At 53.8% G+C, this 14,146-nt stretch carries 14 protein-coding genes, 1 rRNA gene and 1 other annotated feature; of the genes, 8 read left to right on the forward strand and 7 right to left on the reverse strand.

All coding sequences use genetic code 11. The features are described from left to right. The 4 genes from OTG14_RS16890 to rluD all read right to left on the reverse strand — a co-directional run. Positions 1-276: ribosomal RNA gene (locus OTG14_RS16890) — 16S ribosomal RNA — on the reverse strand; the annotation flags it as partial. Positions 277-703: 427 nt separating this feature from the next. Continuing rightward, on the reverse strand, positions 704-3,277 hold the full coding sequence (gene clpB, locus OTG14_RS16895) for an ATP-dependent chaperone ClpB (protein WP_024908347.1): 2,574 nt from the start codon (positions 3,275-3,277) through the stop codon (positions 704-706). 129 nt (positions 3,278-3,406) lie between these two features. Further along, positions 3,407-4,138, reverse strand: coding sequence for a purine nucleoside phosphorylase YfiH (yfiH, locus tag OTG14_RS16900; protein ID WP_267215438.1), 732 nt, complete (start codon positions 4,136-4,138; stop codon positions 3,407-3,409). After that, positions 4,135-5,115 carry a 23S rRNA pseudouridine(1911/1915/1917) synthase RluD gene (gene rluD, locus OTG14_RS16905; protein ID WP_023308866.1) on the reverse strand — a complete coding sequence of 327 codons (981 nt, stop codon included), beginning with the start codon at positions 5,113-5,115 and terminating at the stop codon, positions 4,135-4,137. Before rluD ends, yfiH begins: the two co-directional genes overlap by 4 nt. A gap of 131 nt (positions 5,116-5,246) precedes the next feature. Between rluD and bamD the strand changes: the two genes are divergently transcribed. The 4 genes from bamD to pheA all read left to right on the forward strand — a co-directional run bounded on the left by bamD (position 5,247) and on the right by pheA (position 8,021). Then, positions 5,247-5,984: an outer membrane protein assembly factor BamD gene (gene bamD / locus OTG14_RS16910; RefSeq protein WP_023308867.1), complete on the forward strand. Its 738-nt coding sequence runs from the start codon at positions 5,247-5,249 to the stop codon at positions 5,982-5,984. A 268-nt stretch (positions 5,985-6,252) separates the two neighbouring features. After that, the gene (gene raiA / locus OTG14_RS16915; RefSeq protein WP_003863162.1) at positions 6,253-6,594 is read left to right on the forward strand and encodes a ribosome-associated translation inhibitor RaiA; all 342 of its coding nucleotides are present in this window, start codon (positions 6,253-6,255) and stop codon (positions 6,592-6,594) included. A gap of 110 nt (positions 6,595-6,704) precedes the next feature. Continuing rightward, positions 6,705-6,830: a sequence feature (Phe leader region), on the forward strand. Further along, positions 6,706-6,753, forward strand: a complete 48-nt coding sequence (gene pheL / locus OTG14_RS16920) for a pheA operon leader peptide PheL (protein WP_100249759.1) — start codon at positions 6,706-6,708, stop codon at positions 6,751-6,753. (Overlaps the previous feature by 48 nt.) 30 nt (positions 6,831-6,860) lie before the next feature. Continuing rightward, positions 6,861-8,021 carry a bifunctional chorismate mutase/prephenate dehydratase gene (gene pheA, locus OTG14_RS16925; protein WP_021242003.1) on the forward strand — a complete coding sequence of 387 codons (1,161 nt, stop codon included), beginning with the start codon at positions 6,861-6,863 and terminating at the stop codon, positions 8,019-8,021. On the opposite strand, the gene OTG14_RS16930 is transcribed toward pheA, so the two are convergent. Genes OTG14_RS16930 through aroF form a run of 3 tightly spaced genes read right to left on the reverse strand, consistent with a single transcriptional unit; the run spans position 8,018 to position 11,154 of the window. Then, a complete protein-coding gene (locus OTG14_RS16930) occupies positions 8,018-8,890 on the reverse strand; it encodes an SMP-30/gluconolactonase/LRE family protein (RefSeq protein WP_048992676.1) in 873 nt (290 codons plus the stop codon). The two genes, pheA and OTG14_RS16930, sit on opposite strands and share 4 nt — an antisense overlap. A gap of 60 nt (positions 8,891-8,950) precedes the next feature. Then, on the reverse strand, positions 8,951-10,072 hold the full coding sequence (tyrA, locus tag OTG14_RS16935; RefSeq protein WP_024908344.1) for a bifunctional chorismate mutase/prephenate dehydrogenase: 1,122 nt from the start codon (positions 10,070-10,072) through the stop codon (positions 8,951-8,953). A gap of 11 nt (positions 10,073-10,083) precedes the next feature. After that, on the reverse strand, positions 10,084-11,154 hold the full coding sequence (gene aroF, locus OTG14_RS16940) for a 3-deoxy-7-phosphoheptulonate synthase AroF (protein WP_024908343.1): 1,071 nt from the start codon (positions 11,152-11,154) through the stop codon (positions 10,084-10,086). Between the two features lie 214 nt (positions 11,155-11,368). On the opposite strand from aroF, the gene OTG14_RS16945 reads away from it, so the two are divergent. The 4 genes from OTG14_RS16945 to OTG14_RS16960 all read left to right on the forward strand — a co-directional run bounded on the left by OTG14_RS16945 (position 11,369) and on the right by OTG14_RS16960 (position 14,144). Further along, positions 11,369-11,743: a DUF2799 domain-containing protein gene (locus OTG14_RS16945; RefSeq protein ID WP_248272278.1), complete on the forward strand. Its 375-nt coding sequence runs from the start codon at positions 11,369-11,371 to the stop codon at positions 11,741-11,743. 138 nt (positions 11,744-11,881) lie between these two features. Continuing rightward, entirely contained in the window at positions 11,882-12,433 is a 552-nt protein-coding gene (gene yfiR, locus OTG14_RS16950; protein ID WP_244319927.1) for a regulatory sequestration protein YfiR, read from the forward strand. After that, positions 12,426-13,646: a diguanylate cyclase DgcN/YfiN gene (gene dgcN, locus OTG14_RS16955; protein ID WP_061714603.1), complete on the forward strand. Its 1,221-nt coding sequence runs from the start codon at positions 12,426-12,428 to the stop codon at positions 13,644-13,646. The genes yfiR and dgcN overlap by 8 nt, the downstream gene beginning before the upstream one ends. A gap of 12 nt (positions 13,647-13,658) precedes the next feature. Continuing rightward, entirely contained in the window at positions 13,659-14,144 is a 486-nt protein-coding gene (locus OTG14_RS16960; RefSeq protein ID WP_024908339.1) for an OmpA family protein, read from the forward strand. Positions 14,145-14,146: the final 2 nt, after the last annotated feature.

Genomic DNA, 14,146 nt, shown 5'->3' on the forward strand with positions numbered 1-14,146 from the left:
CGCCTAGGTGAGCCGTTACCCCACCTACTAGCTAATCCCATCTGGGCACATCTGATGGCAAGAGGCCCGAAGGTCCCCCTCTTTGGTCTTGCGACATTATGCGGTATTAGCTACCGTTTCCAGTAGTTATCCCCCTCCATCAGGCAGTTTCCCAGACATTACTCACCCGTCCGCCGCTCGTCACCCAGGAGCAAGCTCCCTGTGCTACCGCTCGACTTGCATGTGTTAGGCCTGCCGCCAGCGTTCAATCTGAGCCATGATCAAACTCTTCAATTTAAGTTTGATGCTCGTGAATTAAACTTCGTAATGAATTACGTATGTTCACTCAGAGACTTGGTATTCATTTTTCGTCCGAGGACGTTAAGAATCCATGTCACTTTGAGTGCCCACACAGATTGTCTGATAAATTGTTAAAGAGCAGTGCCGCTTCGTTTTCGCTGCGGCGCGGGGTGTGCATATTACGCTTTCCCGCTTCAGAGTCAAGCGTTTATTTTCGCTTTTCTCTGCTGACCCGGCGGCGTGTGTGCCGTTGTTCCGTGTCAGTGGAGGCGCATTATAGGGAGTAATTCTGAACCTGCAAGGATAAAGTGAAATTTATTTACTGACCGCTCACTTTCCAGGCAAAACCGACTCCAGACCTCAATTTTCGCCTGGTTTTTAAACAAAAACGAGCCGCAAGCGGCTCGTTTTTGCGTTTTGTGACTTACTGCACTGCCACGATGCGATCGTCGTTGGCTTCCAGACGGATAACTTTGCCTGGAACCAGCTCCCCGGAGAGGATCTGCTGCGCCAGCGGGTTTTCGATCTGCTGCTGGATAGCGCGTTTCAATGGACGCGCACCGTACACCGGATCGTAACCATTCTTACTCAGCAGCTTCAGCGCATCGTCGGAGATGTGAATTTCATATCCACGCTCTTCCAGACGTTTGTACAGACGCTGCAGCTGGATCTGCGCAATCGACGCAATGTGTTTCTCACCCAGAGGATGGAATACCACCACTTCATCAATACGGTTGATGAACTCCGGACGGAAGTTATGGCTTACTACACCCAGCACCAAATCCTTCATATGGCTGTAGTCCAGTTCACCGAAACGTTCCTGAATCAAATCGGAACCCAGGTTCGAGGTCATAATGACAACCGTATTACGGAAGTCGACCGTTCTCCCCTGCCCGTCGGTCAGACGACCATCGTCCAGCACCTGAAGCAGGATGTTGAACACATCCGGATGCGCTTTTTCCACCTCATCCAGCAGGATGACGGAATAAGGACGACGACGCACCGCTTCCGTCAGGTAACCGCCTTCTTCATAACCGACATATCCCGGAGGCGCACCGACCAGACGTGAGACGGAGTGTTTCTCCATAAACTCGGACATGTCGATACGCACCATCGCGTCGTCGCTGTCGAACATAAAGTTAGCCAGCGCTTTACACAGCTCGGTTTTACCGACACCGGTTGGCCCCAGGAACAGGAACGAACCGATTGGACGATTAGGATCGGAAAGCCCCGCACGGCTACGGCGAATAGCGTTCGATACCGCTTCAACCGCTTCGTTCTGACCAATCACACGATTGTGGAGATCGTTCTCCATGCGCAGCAGTTTTTCACGCTCGCCTTCCAGCATGCGCGCCACCGGAATACCGGTCCAGCGAGCAAGCACTTCCGCGATTTCTGCATCCGTCACCTTATTACGTAACAGACGCATCGTTTTCCCTTCTGACTGCGTCGCTATCTCAAGCTGTTTTTCCAGCTCAGGAATTTTGCCGTACTGCAGTTCAGACATCCGCGCCAAATCGCCGACACGGCGAGCCTGCTCAATGGCAATTTTTGCCTGTTCAAGTTCAGCTTTAATGGTCTGCGTACCGGAAAGGGATGCTTTCTCGGCTTTCCACTCTTCTTCCAGCTCAGAATACTGGCGCTCTTTATCGTCCAGTTCTTCATTGAGCATATCGAGGCGTTTCTTACTGGCTTCATCAGACTCTTTCTTCAGCGCCTGCTGTTCCAGCTTGAGCTGAATGATGCGTCGGTCAAGCCGGTCCAACTCTTCCGGTTTCGAGTCAATCTGCATACGAATGCTCGACGCCGCCTCATCAATCAGGTCGATCGCTTTATCCGGCAGCTGACGGTCAGCGATATAACGATGAGAAAGCGTCGCTGCCGCAACGATGGCCGGGTCAGTGATCTGCACGTGGTGGTGCAGTTCATAGCGCTCTTTCAGACCACGCAGGATCGCGATGGTATCTTCAACGCTTGGTTCAGCAACAAACACTTTCTGGAAACGACGTTCCAGCGCAGCATCTTTCTCAATGTACTGACGGTACTCATCCAGCGTAGTAGCGCCGACGCAGTGAAGCTCACCGCGCGCCAGCGCAGGTTTCAGCATGTTCCCGGCATCCATCGCGCCGTCTGCCTTACCCGCGCCAACCATGGTGTGCAGTTCATCGATAAACAGGATAACGTTGCCTTCCTGCTTCGCCAGGTCGTTAAGCACGCCTTTCAGACGCTCTTCGAACTCGCCGCGGTATTTCGCACCGGCCACCAGCGCGCCCATGTCCAGCGCCAGCACGCGGCGGCCCTTCAGGCCTTCCGGCACTTCACCGTTCACAATACGCTGCGCCAGCCCTTCAACAATGGCGGTTTTACCGACACCCGGTTCACCAATCAGCACCGGGTTGTTCTTGGTACGACGCTGCAGTACCTGAATGGTACGGCGGATTTCTTCATCACGGCCGATAACCGGGTCAAGTTTGCCCTGTTCAGCACGCTCGGTCAGATCGACCGTAAATTTCTTCAAAGCCTGACGTTGGTCTTCGGCTCCCTGATCGTTCACGCTTTCACCTCCGCGCATTTTCTCAATCGCCTGAGTCACATTGGCGGTGGTCGCACCGGCAGATTTCAGCAGGTCGGTCAAGGTACCGCGTGATTCAAGCGCCGCCAGAACAAATAGCTCTGACGAAATAAAGTTGTCCCCACGTTTTTGCGCCAGCTTGTCGCAAAGGTTCAGCACGCGCACCAGATCCTGCGACGGCTGAACGTCGCCGCCGGTCCCTTCGACCTGCGGCAAACGGCTCAGCGCCTGATCGATAGCGGTGCGTAACTGGCCAGCATTAATGCCAGCGGACGTTAATAAAGGACGTACCGATCCCCCTTCCTGATTCAGCAAGGCGCTCATTAAATGAAGAGGTTCGATAAATTGGTTGTCGTGCCCCAGTGCGAGGGACTGGGCATCGGCGAGAGCAAGCTGGAATTTATTAGTAAGACGATCCAGACGCATAACTCCTCCCATAACAGGTCAAATTTGCTACTGGAGATTAAATGAGGTCATCCCTCAATTATTCAAGGTTAATGACCTGAATTATGTGAAAAGAAAACGGCACGTACCGGATCGTCTTGATTCTTTAGGTTATATCAGCCAAATAAAACTTGCCATACGACCAGTGGTCTTGTCGCGGCGATAAGAGAAAAAATCACCCTTTTCGGTGAATGTGCAGCGATCGCCGCCGGAGATCTGCGTTACGCCCACGTTATTCAAACGCTGACGCGCAAGCTGGTAAATATCGGCCAGATATTTATCTCCAGAAGGCAGGAAGGCGTCCACCGCTTGCGGATCTTTATCCATAAAGGCGTCGCGGACCTCTGGGCCCACTTCAAAAGCGCGAGGACCAATGGCCGGGCCAAGCCAGGCCATAATATTGGCGGGCTCATCCTTAAAACAGGCGACGGTTTCTTCCAGCACGCCTTCACACAGTCCACGCCAGCCCGCGTGTGCTGCAGCCACCTCGGTACCTGCACGGTTGCAGAACAGCACTGGCAGACAATCGGCGGTCATTACGGCACAAACGGTTCCCGGAGTATTGCTGTAAGAGGCATCAGCGCGTTTAGAAGCATAGGGTTCTCCCGTCAACTTCAGCACCGCCTTGCCGTGAACCTGTTCCAGCCAGACCGGCTTCGACGGCAAGTTCCCCGCAGCAAACAGACGCCTGCGGTTCTCTTCCACGTGTTCCAGGTTGTCACCACAGTGCACACCGAGGTTCAATGACTCCCACGCGCCCTGGCTAACACCGCCAGTGCGGGTTGAACTGCAGGCAGCCACGCCAGCAGGCAATGGCCACTCCGGGACAATCAGTTTGGTCATAACCAGTCCACTTGATCCTTATGTTCTTCGAAATCAGCACGCATGGCGTCAATAAGATCCACCATATCCTGAGGGATAGGCGCATGCCACTCCATCTGAATGCCGGTGATAGGATGGTAAAGACGCAGCATGGTCGCGTGCAGCGCCTGACGATCGAATTTACGCAATACGCTGATGAACTCATCCGATGCGCCTTTAGGCGGACGCGGACGGCCACCGTAGACCTGATCGCCCACCAGCGGATGGGTAATGTGAGCCATATGCACGCGGATCTGGTGAGTACGCCCGGTTTCCAGACGCAGACGCAGGCGCGTATGAATACGGAAGTGTTCCATAATGCGATAGTGCGTCACCGCCGGTTTACCCATCGGATGCACCGACATATGGGTACGCTTGGTTGGGTGACGGCTGATAGGCTCCTCCACCGTTCCGCCAGAGGTCATATGCCCAATGGCTACCGCTTCATACTCACGGGTGATTTCGCGCAGCTGCAGCGACTCCACCAGACGTGTCTGAGCAGGAACGGTCTTCGCCACCACCATCAAACCCGTGGTGTCTTTATCCAGACGGTGCACGATGCCCGCGCGCGGGACATCCGCAATCGGTGGATAGTAATGGAGAAGTGCGTTAAGTACCGTACCGTCAGGGTTCCCCGCGCCCGGATGAACAACCAGGTCTCGCGGCTTGTTGATCACCAGAATGTCATCATCTTCATAGACGATGTCCAGTGGGATATCCTGCGGCTCGAAGCGGATTTCCTCTTCGATTTCAGCATTGATGGCGACAGCTTCCCCACCTAACACTTTCTCTTTTGGTTTGTCCCAGATCTTGCCGTTTACCAGCACGCGCTGGTCAAGGATCCATTCTTTTATGCGTGAACGCGAATAATCAGGGAACAATTCGGCCAAAGCCTGATCTAAGCGTTGACCGAGCTGATTTTCGGAGACTGTTGCGGTGAGTTCTACTCGTTGTGCCATAAACTGCTTCTTCGTTTAACGTTGGGTTTTACGGCTTTGCCGTTTAATATAGTGTGCTATTGTAGCTGGTCTTAATCGGGAGCAGGAACAGAGTTTCTCCCGGACAAACATTTGAGGAAAGTCAAAACGTCATGACGCGCATGAAATATCTGGTGGCAGCGGCCACGTTGAGCCTGGCTTTGGTGGGCTGCTCCGGTTCAAATGAACAGGTCCCTGACAATCCGCCGAATGAAATCTATGCGACTGCACAACAAAAGTTGCAGGACGGTAACTGGAAACAGGCGATAACGCAACTGGAAGCGTTGGATAATCGCTATCCATTTGGTCCGTATTCGCAGCAGGTACAGTTAGATCTCATCTACGCATACTATAAAAATGCCGATCTGCCGCTGGCTCAGGCAACCATCGATCGTTTCATGCGTCTGAACCCGACTCATCCTAACATCGACTACGTGATGTACATGCGCGGTCTTACCAACATGGCGCTGGACGACAGTGCGCTGCAGGGCTTCTTCGGCGTGGATCGTTCCGACCGTGACCCACAGCATGCGCGTGATGCCTTCAATGACTTCTCCAAACTGGTGCGCGGCTATCCGAACAGTCAGTACGTGACCGACGCCACCAAGCGTCTGGTGTTCCTGAAAGATCGTCTGGCGAAATATGAATACTCCGTGGCGGAATACTATACCCGCCGTGGCGCATGGGTTGCCGTGGTTAACCGCGTAGAAGGTATGCTGCGTGATTACCCGGATACTCAGGCAACGCGTGACGGCCTGAAGCTGATGGAAAATGCTTACCGTCAGATGCAGATGACCGCTCAGGCTGAAAAAGTGGCGAAAATCATCGCCGCGAACAGCAGCAACACCTGATTTTGCCTCAATGCAAAACGGCAGCCTTCGGGCTGCCGTTTTTTTATTCGTTTCTGAGCGTCGCTGAAGCGCGCTAGCCTCAACACATCCTGTCAACTATGGCCCCAATTTATGCCTTCTACAAGGTAAATCTCACCTCTTCCTGCCCTGCCTCACAAAAAAGATTCCCTGACAAAAACCGACAAAATAACGTGATCTAAATCACACATTTTGACATTAGGTCGGGTATGCTGGAATCACCAAGACGGAAAGACAAGAGGTAAAATTTATGACAATGAACATTACCAGTAAACAAATGGAAATTACTCCGGCAATTCGCCAGCACGTCGCAGACCGTCTCGCCAAACTGGATAAATGGCAAACACATTTGATTAATCCACATATCATCCTGTCCAAGGAGCCGCAGGGTTTCATCGCTGACGCAACTATCAATACTCCAAACGGCCATCTGGTCGCCAGCGCAAAACACGAGGATATGTACACCGCTATTAACGATTTGATCAACAAGCTGGAACGGCAGCTCAATAAAGTGCAACACAAAGGTGAAGCCCGTCGCGCCGCAACATCGGTGAAAGACGCCAGCTTCGCGGAAGAAGTTGAAGAAGAGTAATCCTTTAAATTGAGTGTACCGCCAACGCGCCTTCGGGCGCGTTTTTTGTTTTTTATTGACAGGGTGAAAACAGTACGGGTACTTTAACGGTATCACTCACAGGATGACTTTATGAAACTTACGCCGTTCTTCTTCGCATTCTTTTTTACCTTCCCCTGAACGGGAGGCGTTTCGTCGTGTGATAAAGAATGCGAAGACGAACAACAAGGCCTCCCACACCGGGGGGCCTTTTTTATTGATAACGATAAAATGAGACAGGCAACACTATGACACCGGAAAACCCGTTACTGGATCTGCGCGTAAAAATCAGCGCGCTGGATGAGAAACTGCTGGCGCTGCTGGCCGAACGCCGCGCCCTTGCCGTTGAAGTGGGCAAAGCCAAGCTGGACTCCCATCGTCCGGTCCGTGATATCGACCGCGAGCGGGATCTGCTGGAACGTCTCATTCAGCTCGGCAAAGCGCATCACCTCGATGCCCACTACATTACCCGGTTGTTCCAGCTCATCATCGAAGATTCCGTTCTCACCCAGCAAGCGCTACTCCAGCAGCATCTCAATAAAACCAATCCGCATTCTGCGCGTATCGCCTTCCTCGGGCCCAAGGGCTCTTATTCTCACCTGGCCGCACGTCAGTATGCCGCACGCCATTTCGAAGAGTTTATTGAGAGCGGCTGTGCGAAGTTTGCCGACATTTTTAACCAGGTCGAAACCGGCCAGGCGGATTACGCCGTGGTGCCGATTGAAAACACCAGCTCCGGCGCCATCAACGACGTCTACGACTTGCTGCAGCACACCAGCCTGTCGCTGGTCGGCGAGCTGACGATCCCTATCGATCACTGCGTGCTGGTCTCCGGTTCAACGGACCTGAACACGATCGAAACCGTCTACAGCCACCCGCAGCCGTTCCAGCAGTGCAGCCAGTTCCTGAACCGCTATCCGAACTGGAAAATTGAGTACACCGAAAGCACCTCGGCGGCGATGGAAAAAGTCGCCCAGGCGAACTCTCCCACCGTCGCGGCGCTCGGCAGCGAAGCGGGCGGCGCGCTGTATGGTTTACAGGTGCTGGAACGCAACCTGGCAAACCAGACGCAAAACATTACCCGCTTCGTGGTGCTGGCCCGCAAGGCAATCAATGTGTCTGACCAGGTACCGGCCAAAACCACGCTGCTGATGGCCACCGGCCAACAGGCCGGTGCGCTGGTTGAAGCCCTGCTGGTACTGCGTAATCACAACCTGATCATGACCCGGCTGGAATCGCGCCCAATCCACGGTAACCCGTGGGAAGAAATGTTCTACCTCGATATCCAGGCCAACCTGGAATCTGCTTCCATGCAGAAAGCCCTGCGCGAGCTGGGCGAGATCACGCGTTCCATGAAAGTGCTGGGCTGCTATCCGAGCGAAAACGTGGTGCCGGTCGATCCGATCTAACGTTCGATAAAACGGCTTTTCTTCATCCCTGCCACGTTAACCGGCAGGGTGAAGATGGCGCCGGAGAGCGGATATTTCGCCACCTCCTCCGCATCCATATTTTCCCGCGTGGTGGTAATAAACAGCGTTTTCATATCATCGCCGCCAAAGCAAACCATCGTCGGGCAACGTACCGGCATGCGGTATTCTTCCAGTTGCTCCCCTTGCGGTGAAAAACGCGCGATGCGCCAGCCGTCAAACAGCGCGCTCCAGTAGCAGCCATCCACGTCCATCGCCGCGCCGTCTGGTATCCCTTCGCCCTCTTTAAACTGACGAAACACCTCGCGCCTGCCGGGTTCGCCCTGCTCATCAAGCGGCGTACGGTAAATCACACCGTTTGGCGTGTCTGAGGTAAACATCCACTGCTTATCCGGGCTAAACGCTAAGCCGTTGTGCCCGTGAATATCGCACTGGATCACCTTCGGCGTCAGGTCGTTGTCGATGCGCATCAGCAGGGCGCCGTTGTAATCTCCCGGCCCCCAGAACGTGCCCGCATAGAACCGGCCCTGATGGTCGGTACCCCCATCGTTAAAACGCGCCAGCTGCGGGTTAGAGGGGTTGTCGCACACCTTGCGCTGCAGAAGGCCATGCTTATCGGCAAGCCAGATGCCATTGCGCATGGCGACGATAAACCCGCCGCGCTCGCGCAGCGCGAAACAGCCCACCTCCTCGTGGAAAGAAAGCACGGTGTGTTCCGCCGTCGGCAGATGGTAGCGGTGGATCTCTCCTTCCAGAATATCGGCCCAGTAGAGCGCGTGCTCGTCGGCGCTCCACGTCGGGCATTCAGGCAAATGCCCGGTGTAATTCAACAGCAGCTGCGGTTCGGCCATGACAGTTCCCCAAAATGAAAAAAGCCAGCAATGCTGGCTTTCAGTATATACATCATCGCATTACTGGCGACTGTCATTTGCCTGGCGCAACAGCGTCCGGCTCTCACTCTGGAAACGCTGCGCGTAATCGCCAAACCAGTGCTCGACCTTGCGGAAGCTGTCGATAAACGCCTGCTTGTCTCCGTGCTCCAGCAGCGTAATGGCTTCCCCAAAGCGCTGATAGTAGCGCTTGATCAGCGCCAGGTTGTTCTCGGAGGACATAATAATGTCCGCGTAAAGCTGCGGATCCTGCGCGAACAGGCGGCCGACCATCGCCAGCTCCAGACGATAGATCGGTGAAGAGAGTGCCAGCAGTTGTTCAAGCTGCACGTTCTCTTCCGCCAGATGCAGGCCGTAGGCAAACGTCGCAAAGTGGCGCAGCGCCTGAATGAACGCCATGTTCTGATCGTGCTCGACCGCGCTGATGCGGTGCAGTCGCGCACCCCATACCTGAATCTGTTCCAGGAACCACTGATAGGCTTCCGGCTGACGGCCATCGCAGTAAACCACCACCTGCTTAGCCAGGCTGCCGCTGTCCGGGCCAAACATTGGGTGCAGGCCCAGCACCGGGCCGGTATGTGCAGCCAGCATGGCCTGTAGCGGACCATTTTTGACAGAGGCCAGATCCACCAGGATGCAATCTTTCGGCAAAGGAGGCAGCTTTTCGATGATCTGCTCCGTCACGTGGATCGGCACGCTGACGATAACCATCCCGGCATCTTTCATGAGTTCCGGTGCCTGCGCCCAGTCCTCTTTTTCCAGAATGCGCACCTGATAGCCAGACAGCGTCAGCATTTTTTCAAACAGACGCCCCATCTGCCCTGCACCACCGACAATCACCACCGGACGCAGGGACGGGCAGAGAGTTTTAAAACCCTTGTCGTTTTCGCTGGAATAGGACTCCCGCATCACGCGACGCAGAACATCTTCTATCAGGTCCGGCGAAACGCCCAGCGCCTGCGCCTCTTTGCGACGGGAGGCCAGCATGGAGGCTTCGCGCTCCGGGACGTAAATCGGCAAGCCGTATTTGCTTTTCACCTCACCCACTTCGGCAACCAGCGCCATACGGCGCGCCAGCAGATCCAGCAGCGCCTTATCCACTTCATCAATTTGATCGCGCAGTGCGGTCAATTCAGCAACCATAACTAAACCTCTTAAGCCAGACGCGTCGCCAGCTGGCCGTTCAAATCTTTGTGGATCTCACGCAGCAGCGCATCGGTGGTCTCCCAGCTGATGCAGGCATCCGTCACGGAGACGCCGTGCTTCATGGCACTGCGCGGTTGTTCAGACGACTGATTGCCTTCATGAATATTGCTCTCAATCATCAGACCGATAATCGAACGATTGCCATCTTTGATCTGTGCGACCACGGATTCCGCAACCGCTGGCTGGCGACGGTAATCTTTATTCGAATTACCATGACTGCAATCTACCATCAGTGCCGGGCGCAGTCCCGCCTGCTCCATCTCTTTTTCACACTGCGCCACGTCCGCCGGGCTGTAGTTCGGGGCTTTCCCGCCGCGCAGGATCACATGGCCATCGGGGTTGCCCTGCGTTTGCAGGAGGCATACCTGGCCCGCCTGGTTGATACCGACAAAACGGTGCGGCATGGCGGCAGCACGCATGGCGTTGATCGCCGTCGCCAGGCTGCCATCGGTACCGTTTTTAAAACCAACCGGCATCGACAGGCCCGACGCCATCTCGCGGTGGGTTTGCGATTCCGTGGTACGCGCGCCAATCGCGGACCAGCTGAACAGATCGCCCAGGTATTGAGGACTATTAGGATCCAGCGCTTCGGTTGCCAGCGGCAGCCCCATGCTGACCAGCTCCACCAGCAGGCGACGCGCAATCTTCAGACCTGCTTCCACATCAAACGAGCCATCCATGTGCGGATCGTTAATCAACCCTTTCCAGCCGACGGTAGTACGTGGCTTCTCAAAATAGACGCGCATCACCAGATAGAGGCTATCGCTGACCTCCTCCGCTAATGTTTTAAATCGACGAGCGTACTCAATGGCGGTTTCAGGATCGTGAATGGAGCAAGGACCGCATACCACCAGCAGGCGCGGATCGCGGCCGGCGATAATGTCAGAAATGGTCTGGCGAGAGTGCTCAATCTGAGCCTCCTGCGCGACGCTAAGCGGAAATTCTGCTTTCAGTTGATCCGGGGTAATTAAAACCTGTTCGTCAGTGATATGTACGTTGTTCAGCGCGTCTTTTTGCATGATGGCGATCCTGTAAAGCTCGTTTGCGATAGTTGTTTTCCTCAAAGAGGTGAAACCACGATACCATAAAAAGTAAACATTTCAATCCAAAATACGTACACATTAGTTTACACAAGCCAATTTATTGCAAAAATCAGCCGATAAAAACGTAAAGTTTAAATTACAGACGAATTCTCTTTAGCCAGGCTATGCTGAAGAAAAAAGGAGAATGGCTATGCGTTCAATTGCTCTCGCGCTGTTGTCGCTGTTTTTAACGGGCTGTCAGATCAATCCTTACACCTTCCAGCCCGACTGGACCAGCCCATCCTGGTTTGATGCCGGTAAAGAAGACGCCATGAATGGCCTGCCGGTTAAAGATAACCAGGCCCTGGCCGATAGTTTTAACGACACGCATGTCGATCGTAGTGAATATCTTCGCGGCTATGCCGATGGTCAGAAGAGAGTCTGCGAAGAAGGGTTTATTCACGCCTGGGGAGTAGCGGGCAAATCTTTCCCTGCCAGTTGCGATACTGTCGAAAACGCGACAAAACTGCGTGCGTCATGGCAAAAAGGAATGGATGAAGGTATGCGCTCCAGCAGACTCAATTAAGTCTGTTTTTATCCACCGGAAAATACACAACAGTAGGATTTAGCTTAGGTTGGCCTCATGCTATTTCTGACATAATGACGGATCTGATAAACAATGATATTCTGCCCACAACTCTTAAGGACGTCTATTTCCGGAGCGATGTGGCGGATTCTGGTGAGAAATTCATTCTTGATCTCTTTATTCCGACTCACTCTGGTGTTAATGCTGTTCCTTATGGTGGGCCCAACGACGGCAGGCGCACTTACGGAAACGGATAAATCGGTACGCTCAATTGTCTCAGGCATTGTGAGCTATACGCGATGGCCGTCACTTACCGGGCAACCTAAACTCTGCGTCTACGCCACTTCTCACTATACGCATGCCCTCAGCGGCGACGAAGGGCACAACGAGTTACCTTATACCCCCGTTATTGTACGTAACGATCGGGAAGCCCTGGCCGCGACGTGCGATGCGATTTATTTCGGATCTGAATCACCGGCAAAACAACTTGAATTAATAAGTCAATATCAGGGCAGAGCGTTGCTATTAATCTCAGAGCAAAATCCGGAATGTGTAATTGGCAGTGCCTTTTGCCTGATGATCGATCGCGGCCAGGTACGGTTTTCCGTCAACCTGGATGCATTGACGCGCAGTGGCGTAAGAGTCAATCCGGATGTATTAATGCTGGCACGGAATAAGCAGCATGGATAAAGATTTCACTTCAACATCACGTCCGACGTTTAAAAGAACATTGAGGCGAAACAGCATGATAAGCGTCATTATCACCATGACGTTAATATGGCTGTTGCTCTGTTTTGCCTCCGTCGTAACCTTAAAACAATACGCGCAAAAGAATCTCGAATTAACCGGCGCCACAATGAGCCACAGCCTGGAAGCCTCGCTGGTTTTCAACGACTCGCTCGCGGCCAGCGAAACGCTTGCCGCCCTGGGCAAACAGGGGCAGTTTGCCGTGGCCGAGGTGATTAACGCGCATAAAAAGCGGTTCGCCTACTGGTCCTGGAACCCGGAAGATAACAACGACACGCTGGGTGCACTGGTCAGCCGCTGGCTTTTCCCCGTACCGGTTGCGCAGCCCATCATGCATAACGGCTTAACGATCGGCGAAATTCGCCTTACCGCGCGTGACAGTCTGATCAGCCATTTCATCTGGATGTCGTTTGCCGTTCTGACCGGCTGCATTCTCTTTGCCGCCGTCGTCGCGCTCATCATTACCCAGTCTTTGCATCATGGGATGGTTACGGCCCTGCAGAACATTACCGACGTCGTGCATGACGTACGCACGAACCGCAACTTCTCCCGCCGGGTGAAAGATGGCCGTATCGAAGAATTTCACCAGTTTGGCGAGGACTTCAACAGTCTTCTGGATGAAATGGAAGAGTGGCAGCTCAAGCTGCAGGCGAAAAACGCCCAGCTGTTGCGTACCGCCATGCACGACCCGCTTACCGGTCTTGCCAACCGTGCGGCATTTCGTAACAGCATTGCAGCCTTAATGAACGACCCTTCAGCCAAAACAAACTCGGCCCTGCTCTTCCTCGACGGTGATAATTTTAAGTTTATTAACGACACCTGGGGACACGCGGCAGGAGACTGCGTGCTGATTGAAGTCGCCAGCAGGATGATGGAGTTTGGCGACAAACGTCACCAGGCATACCGGCTTGGCGGTGACGAATTCGCCATGGTGCTGTACGGCGTGCACTCTGAGCTTGAGGTTCAACACATTTGTGCTGCGCTTTCGCAGCAGTTTATCCGTCCGTTTGATCTTCATAACGGACAAAAAGCATCGATGTCACTCAGCATTGGCTTTGCTCTGGCGTGGGAAAATGCTTCCGTGGAAGCATTACTGGAGAGGGCTGACCGCAACATGTACCAGGTTAAAAACCAGCGTACGAAAACAATAAGTTAGAAAGGAAATTCTATGTTAAAACGTTACTTCGCGCCAATAGTACTGGCCTCACTGATTCTGGCAGGCTGTCAGTCGCCGCCGGAAGGCAAATTCACTCCTGAGCAAATTGCGGCGATGAAGTCTTACGGTTTTAACGAACTGAACGGTGACTGGTCGCTTGGCATATCGGACACCATCCTGTTTGATAAAAATGACGCCAGGCTGCGCCCGGAAAGTGAAACACAGATCCAGTCCATGGCCTCTCGCCTGGCGGAAACCGGGCTGAACCACGCGCGAATGGACGGTCACACGGATAACTACGGGGAAGAAAGCTACAACGAAGCGCTGTCGTTAAAACGCGCCAATGCGGTGGCCGAAGCCTGGGCTAAGGGTGCAAATATCCCGCGCAGCAATCTCACCACGCGGGGATTAGGTCAAAAATACCCGGTTGCGAGTAACAGTACCCCACAAGGGCGCGCTGAAAACCGCCGCGTCGCAGTGGTTATCAGCACGCCATAGGG

Source organism: Enterobacter pseudoroggenkampii, from assembly GCF_026420145.1.
Classification (GTDB): Bacteria; Pseudomonadota; Gammaproteobacteria; order Enterobacterales; family Enterobacteriaceae; genus Enterobacter; species Enterobacter pseudoroggenkampii.

What these genes read in the sequence shown, in the direction of transcription:
- clpB (WP_024908347.1), bottom strand. Translation starts at nt 3,277, where the DNA reads ATGCGTCTGGATCGTCTTACTAATAAATTCCAGCTTGCTCTCGCCGAT.
- yfiH (WP_267215438.1), bottom strand. Translation starts at nt 4,138, where the DNA reads ATGACCAAACTGATTGTCCCGGAGTGGCCATTGCCTGCTGGCGTGGCT.
- rluD (WP_023308866.1), bottom strand. Translation starts at nt 5,115, where the DNA reads ATGGCACAACGAGTAGAACTCACCGCAACAGTCTCCGAAAATCAGCTC.
- bamD (WP_023308867.1), top strand. Translation starts at nt 5,247, where the DNA reads ATGACGCGCATGAAATATCTGGTGGCAGCGGCCACGTTGAGCCTGGCT.
- raiA (WP_003863162.1), top strand. Translation starts at nt 6,253, where the DNA reads ATGACAATGAACATTACCAGTAAACAAATGGAAATTACTCCGGCAATT.
- pheA (WP_021242003.1), top strand. Translation starts at nt 6,861, where the DNA reads ATGACACCGGAAAACCCGTTACTGGATCTGCGCGTAAAAATCAGCGCG.
- OTG14_RS16930 (WP_048992676.1), bottom strand. Translation starts at nt 8,890, where the DNA reads ATGGCCGAACCGCAGCTGCTGTTGAATTACACCGGGCATTTGCCTGAA.
- tyrA (WP_024908344.1), bottom strand. Translation starts at nt 10,072, where the DNA reads ATGGTTGCTGAATTGACCGCACTGCGCGATCAAATTGATGAAGTGGAT.
- aroF (WP_024908343.1), bottom strand. Translation starts at nt 11,154, where the DNA reads ATGCAAAAAGACGCGCTGAACAACGTACATATCACTGACGAACAGGTT.
- OTG14_RS16945 (WP_248272278.1), top strand. Translation starts at nt 11,369, where the DNA reads ATGCGTTCAATTGCTCTCGCGCTGTTGTCGCTGTTTTTAACGGGCTGT.
- yfiR (WP_244319927.1), top strand. Translation starts at nt 11,882, where the DNA reads ATGTGGCGGATTCTGGTGAGAAATTCATTCTTGATCTCTTTATTCCGA.
- dgcN (WP_061714603.1), top strand. Translation starts at nt 12,426, where the DNA reads ATGGATAAAGATTTCACTTCAACATCACGTCCGACGTTTAAAAGAACA.
- OTG14_RS16960 (WP_024908339.1), top strand. Translation starts at nt 13,659, where the DNA reads ATGTTAAAACGTTACTTCGCGCCAATAGTACTGGCCTCACTGATTCTG.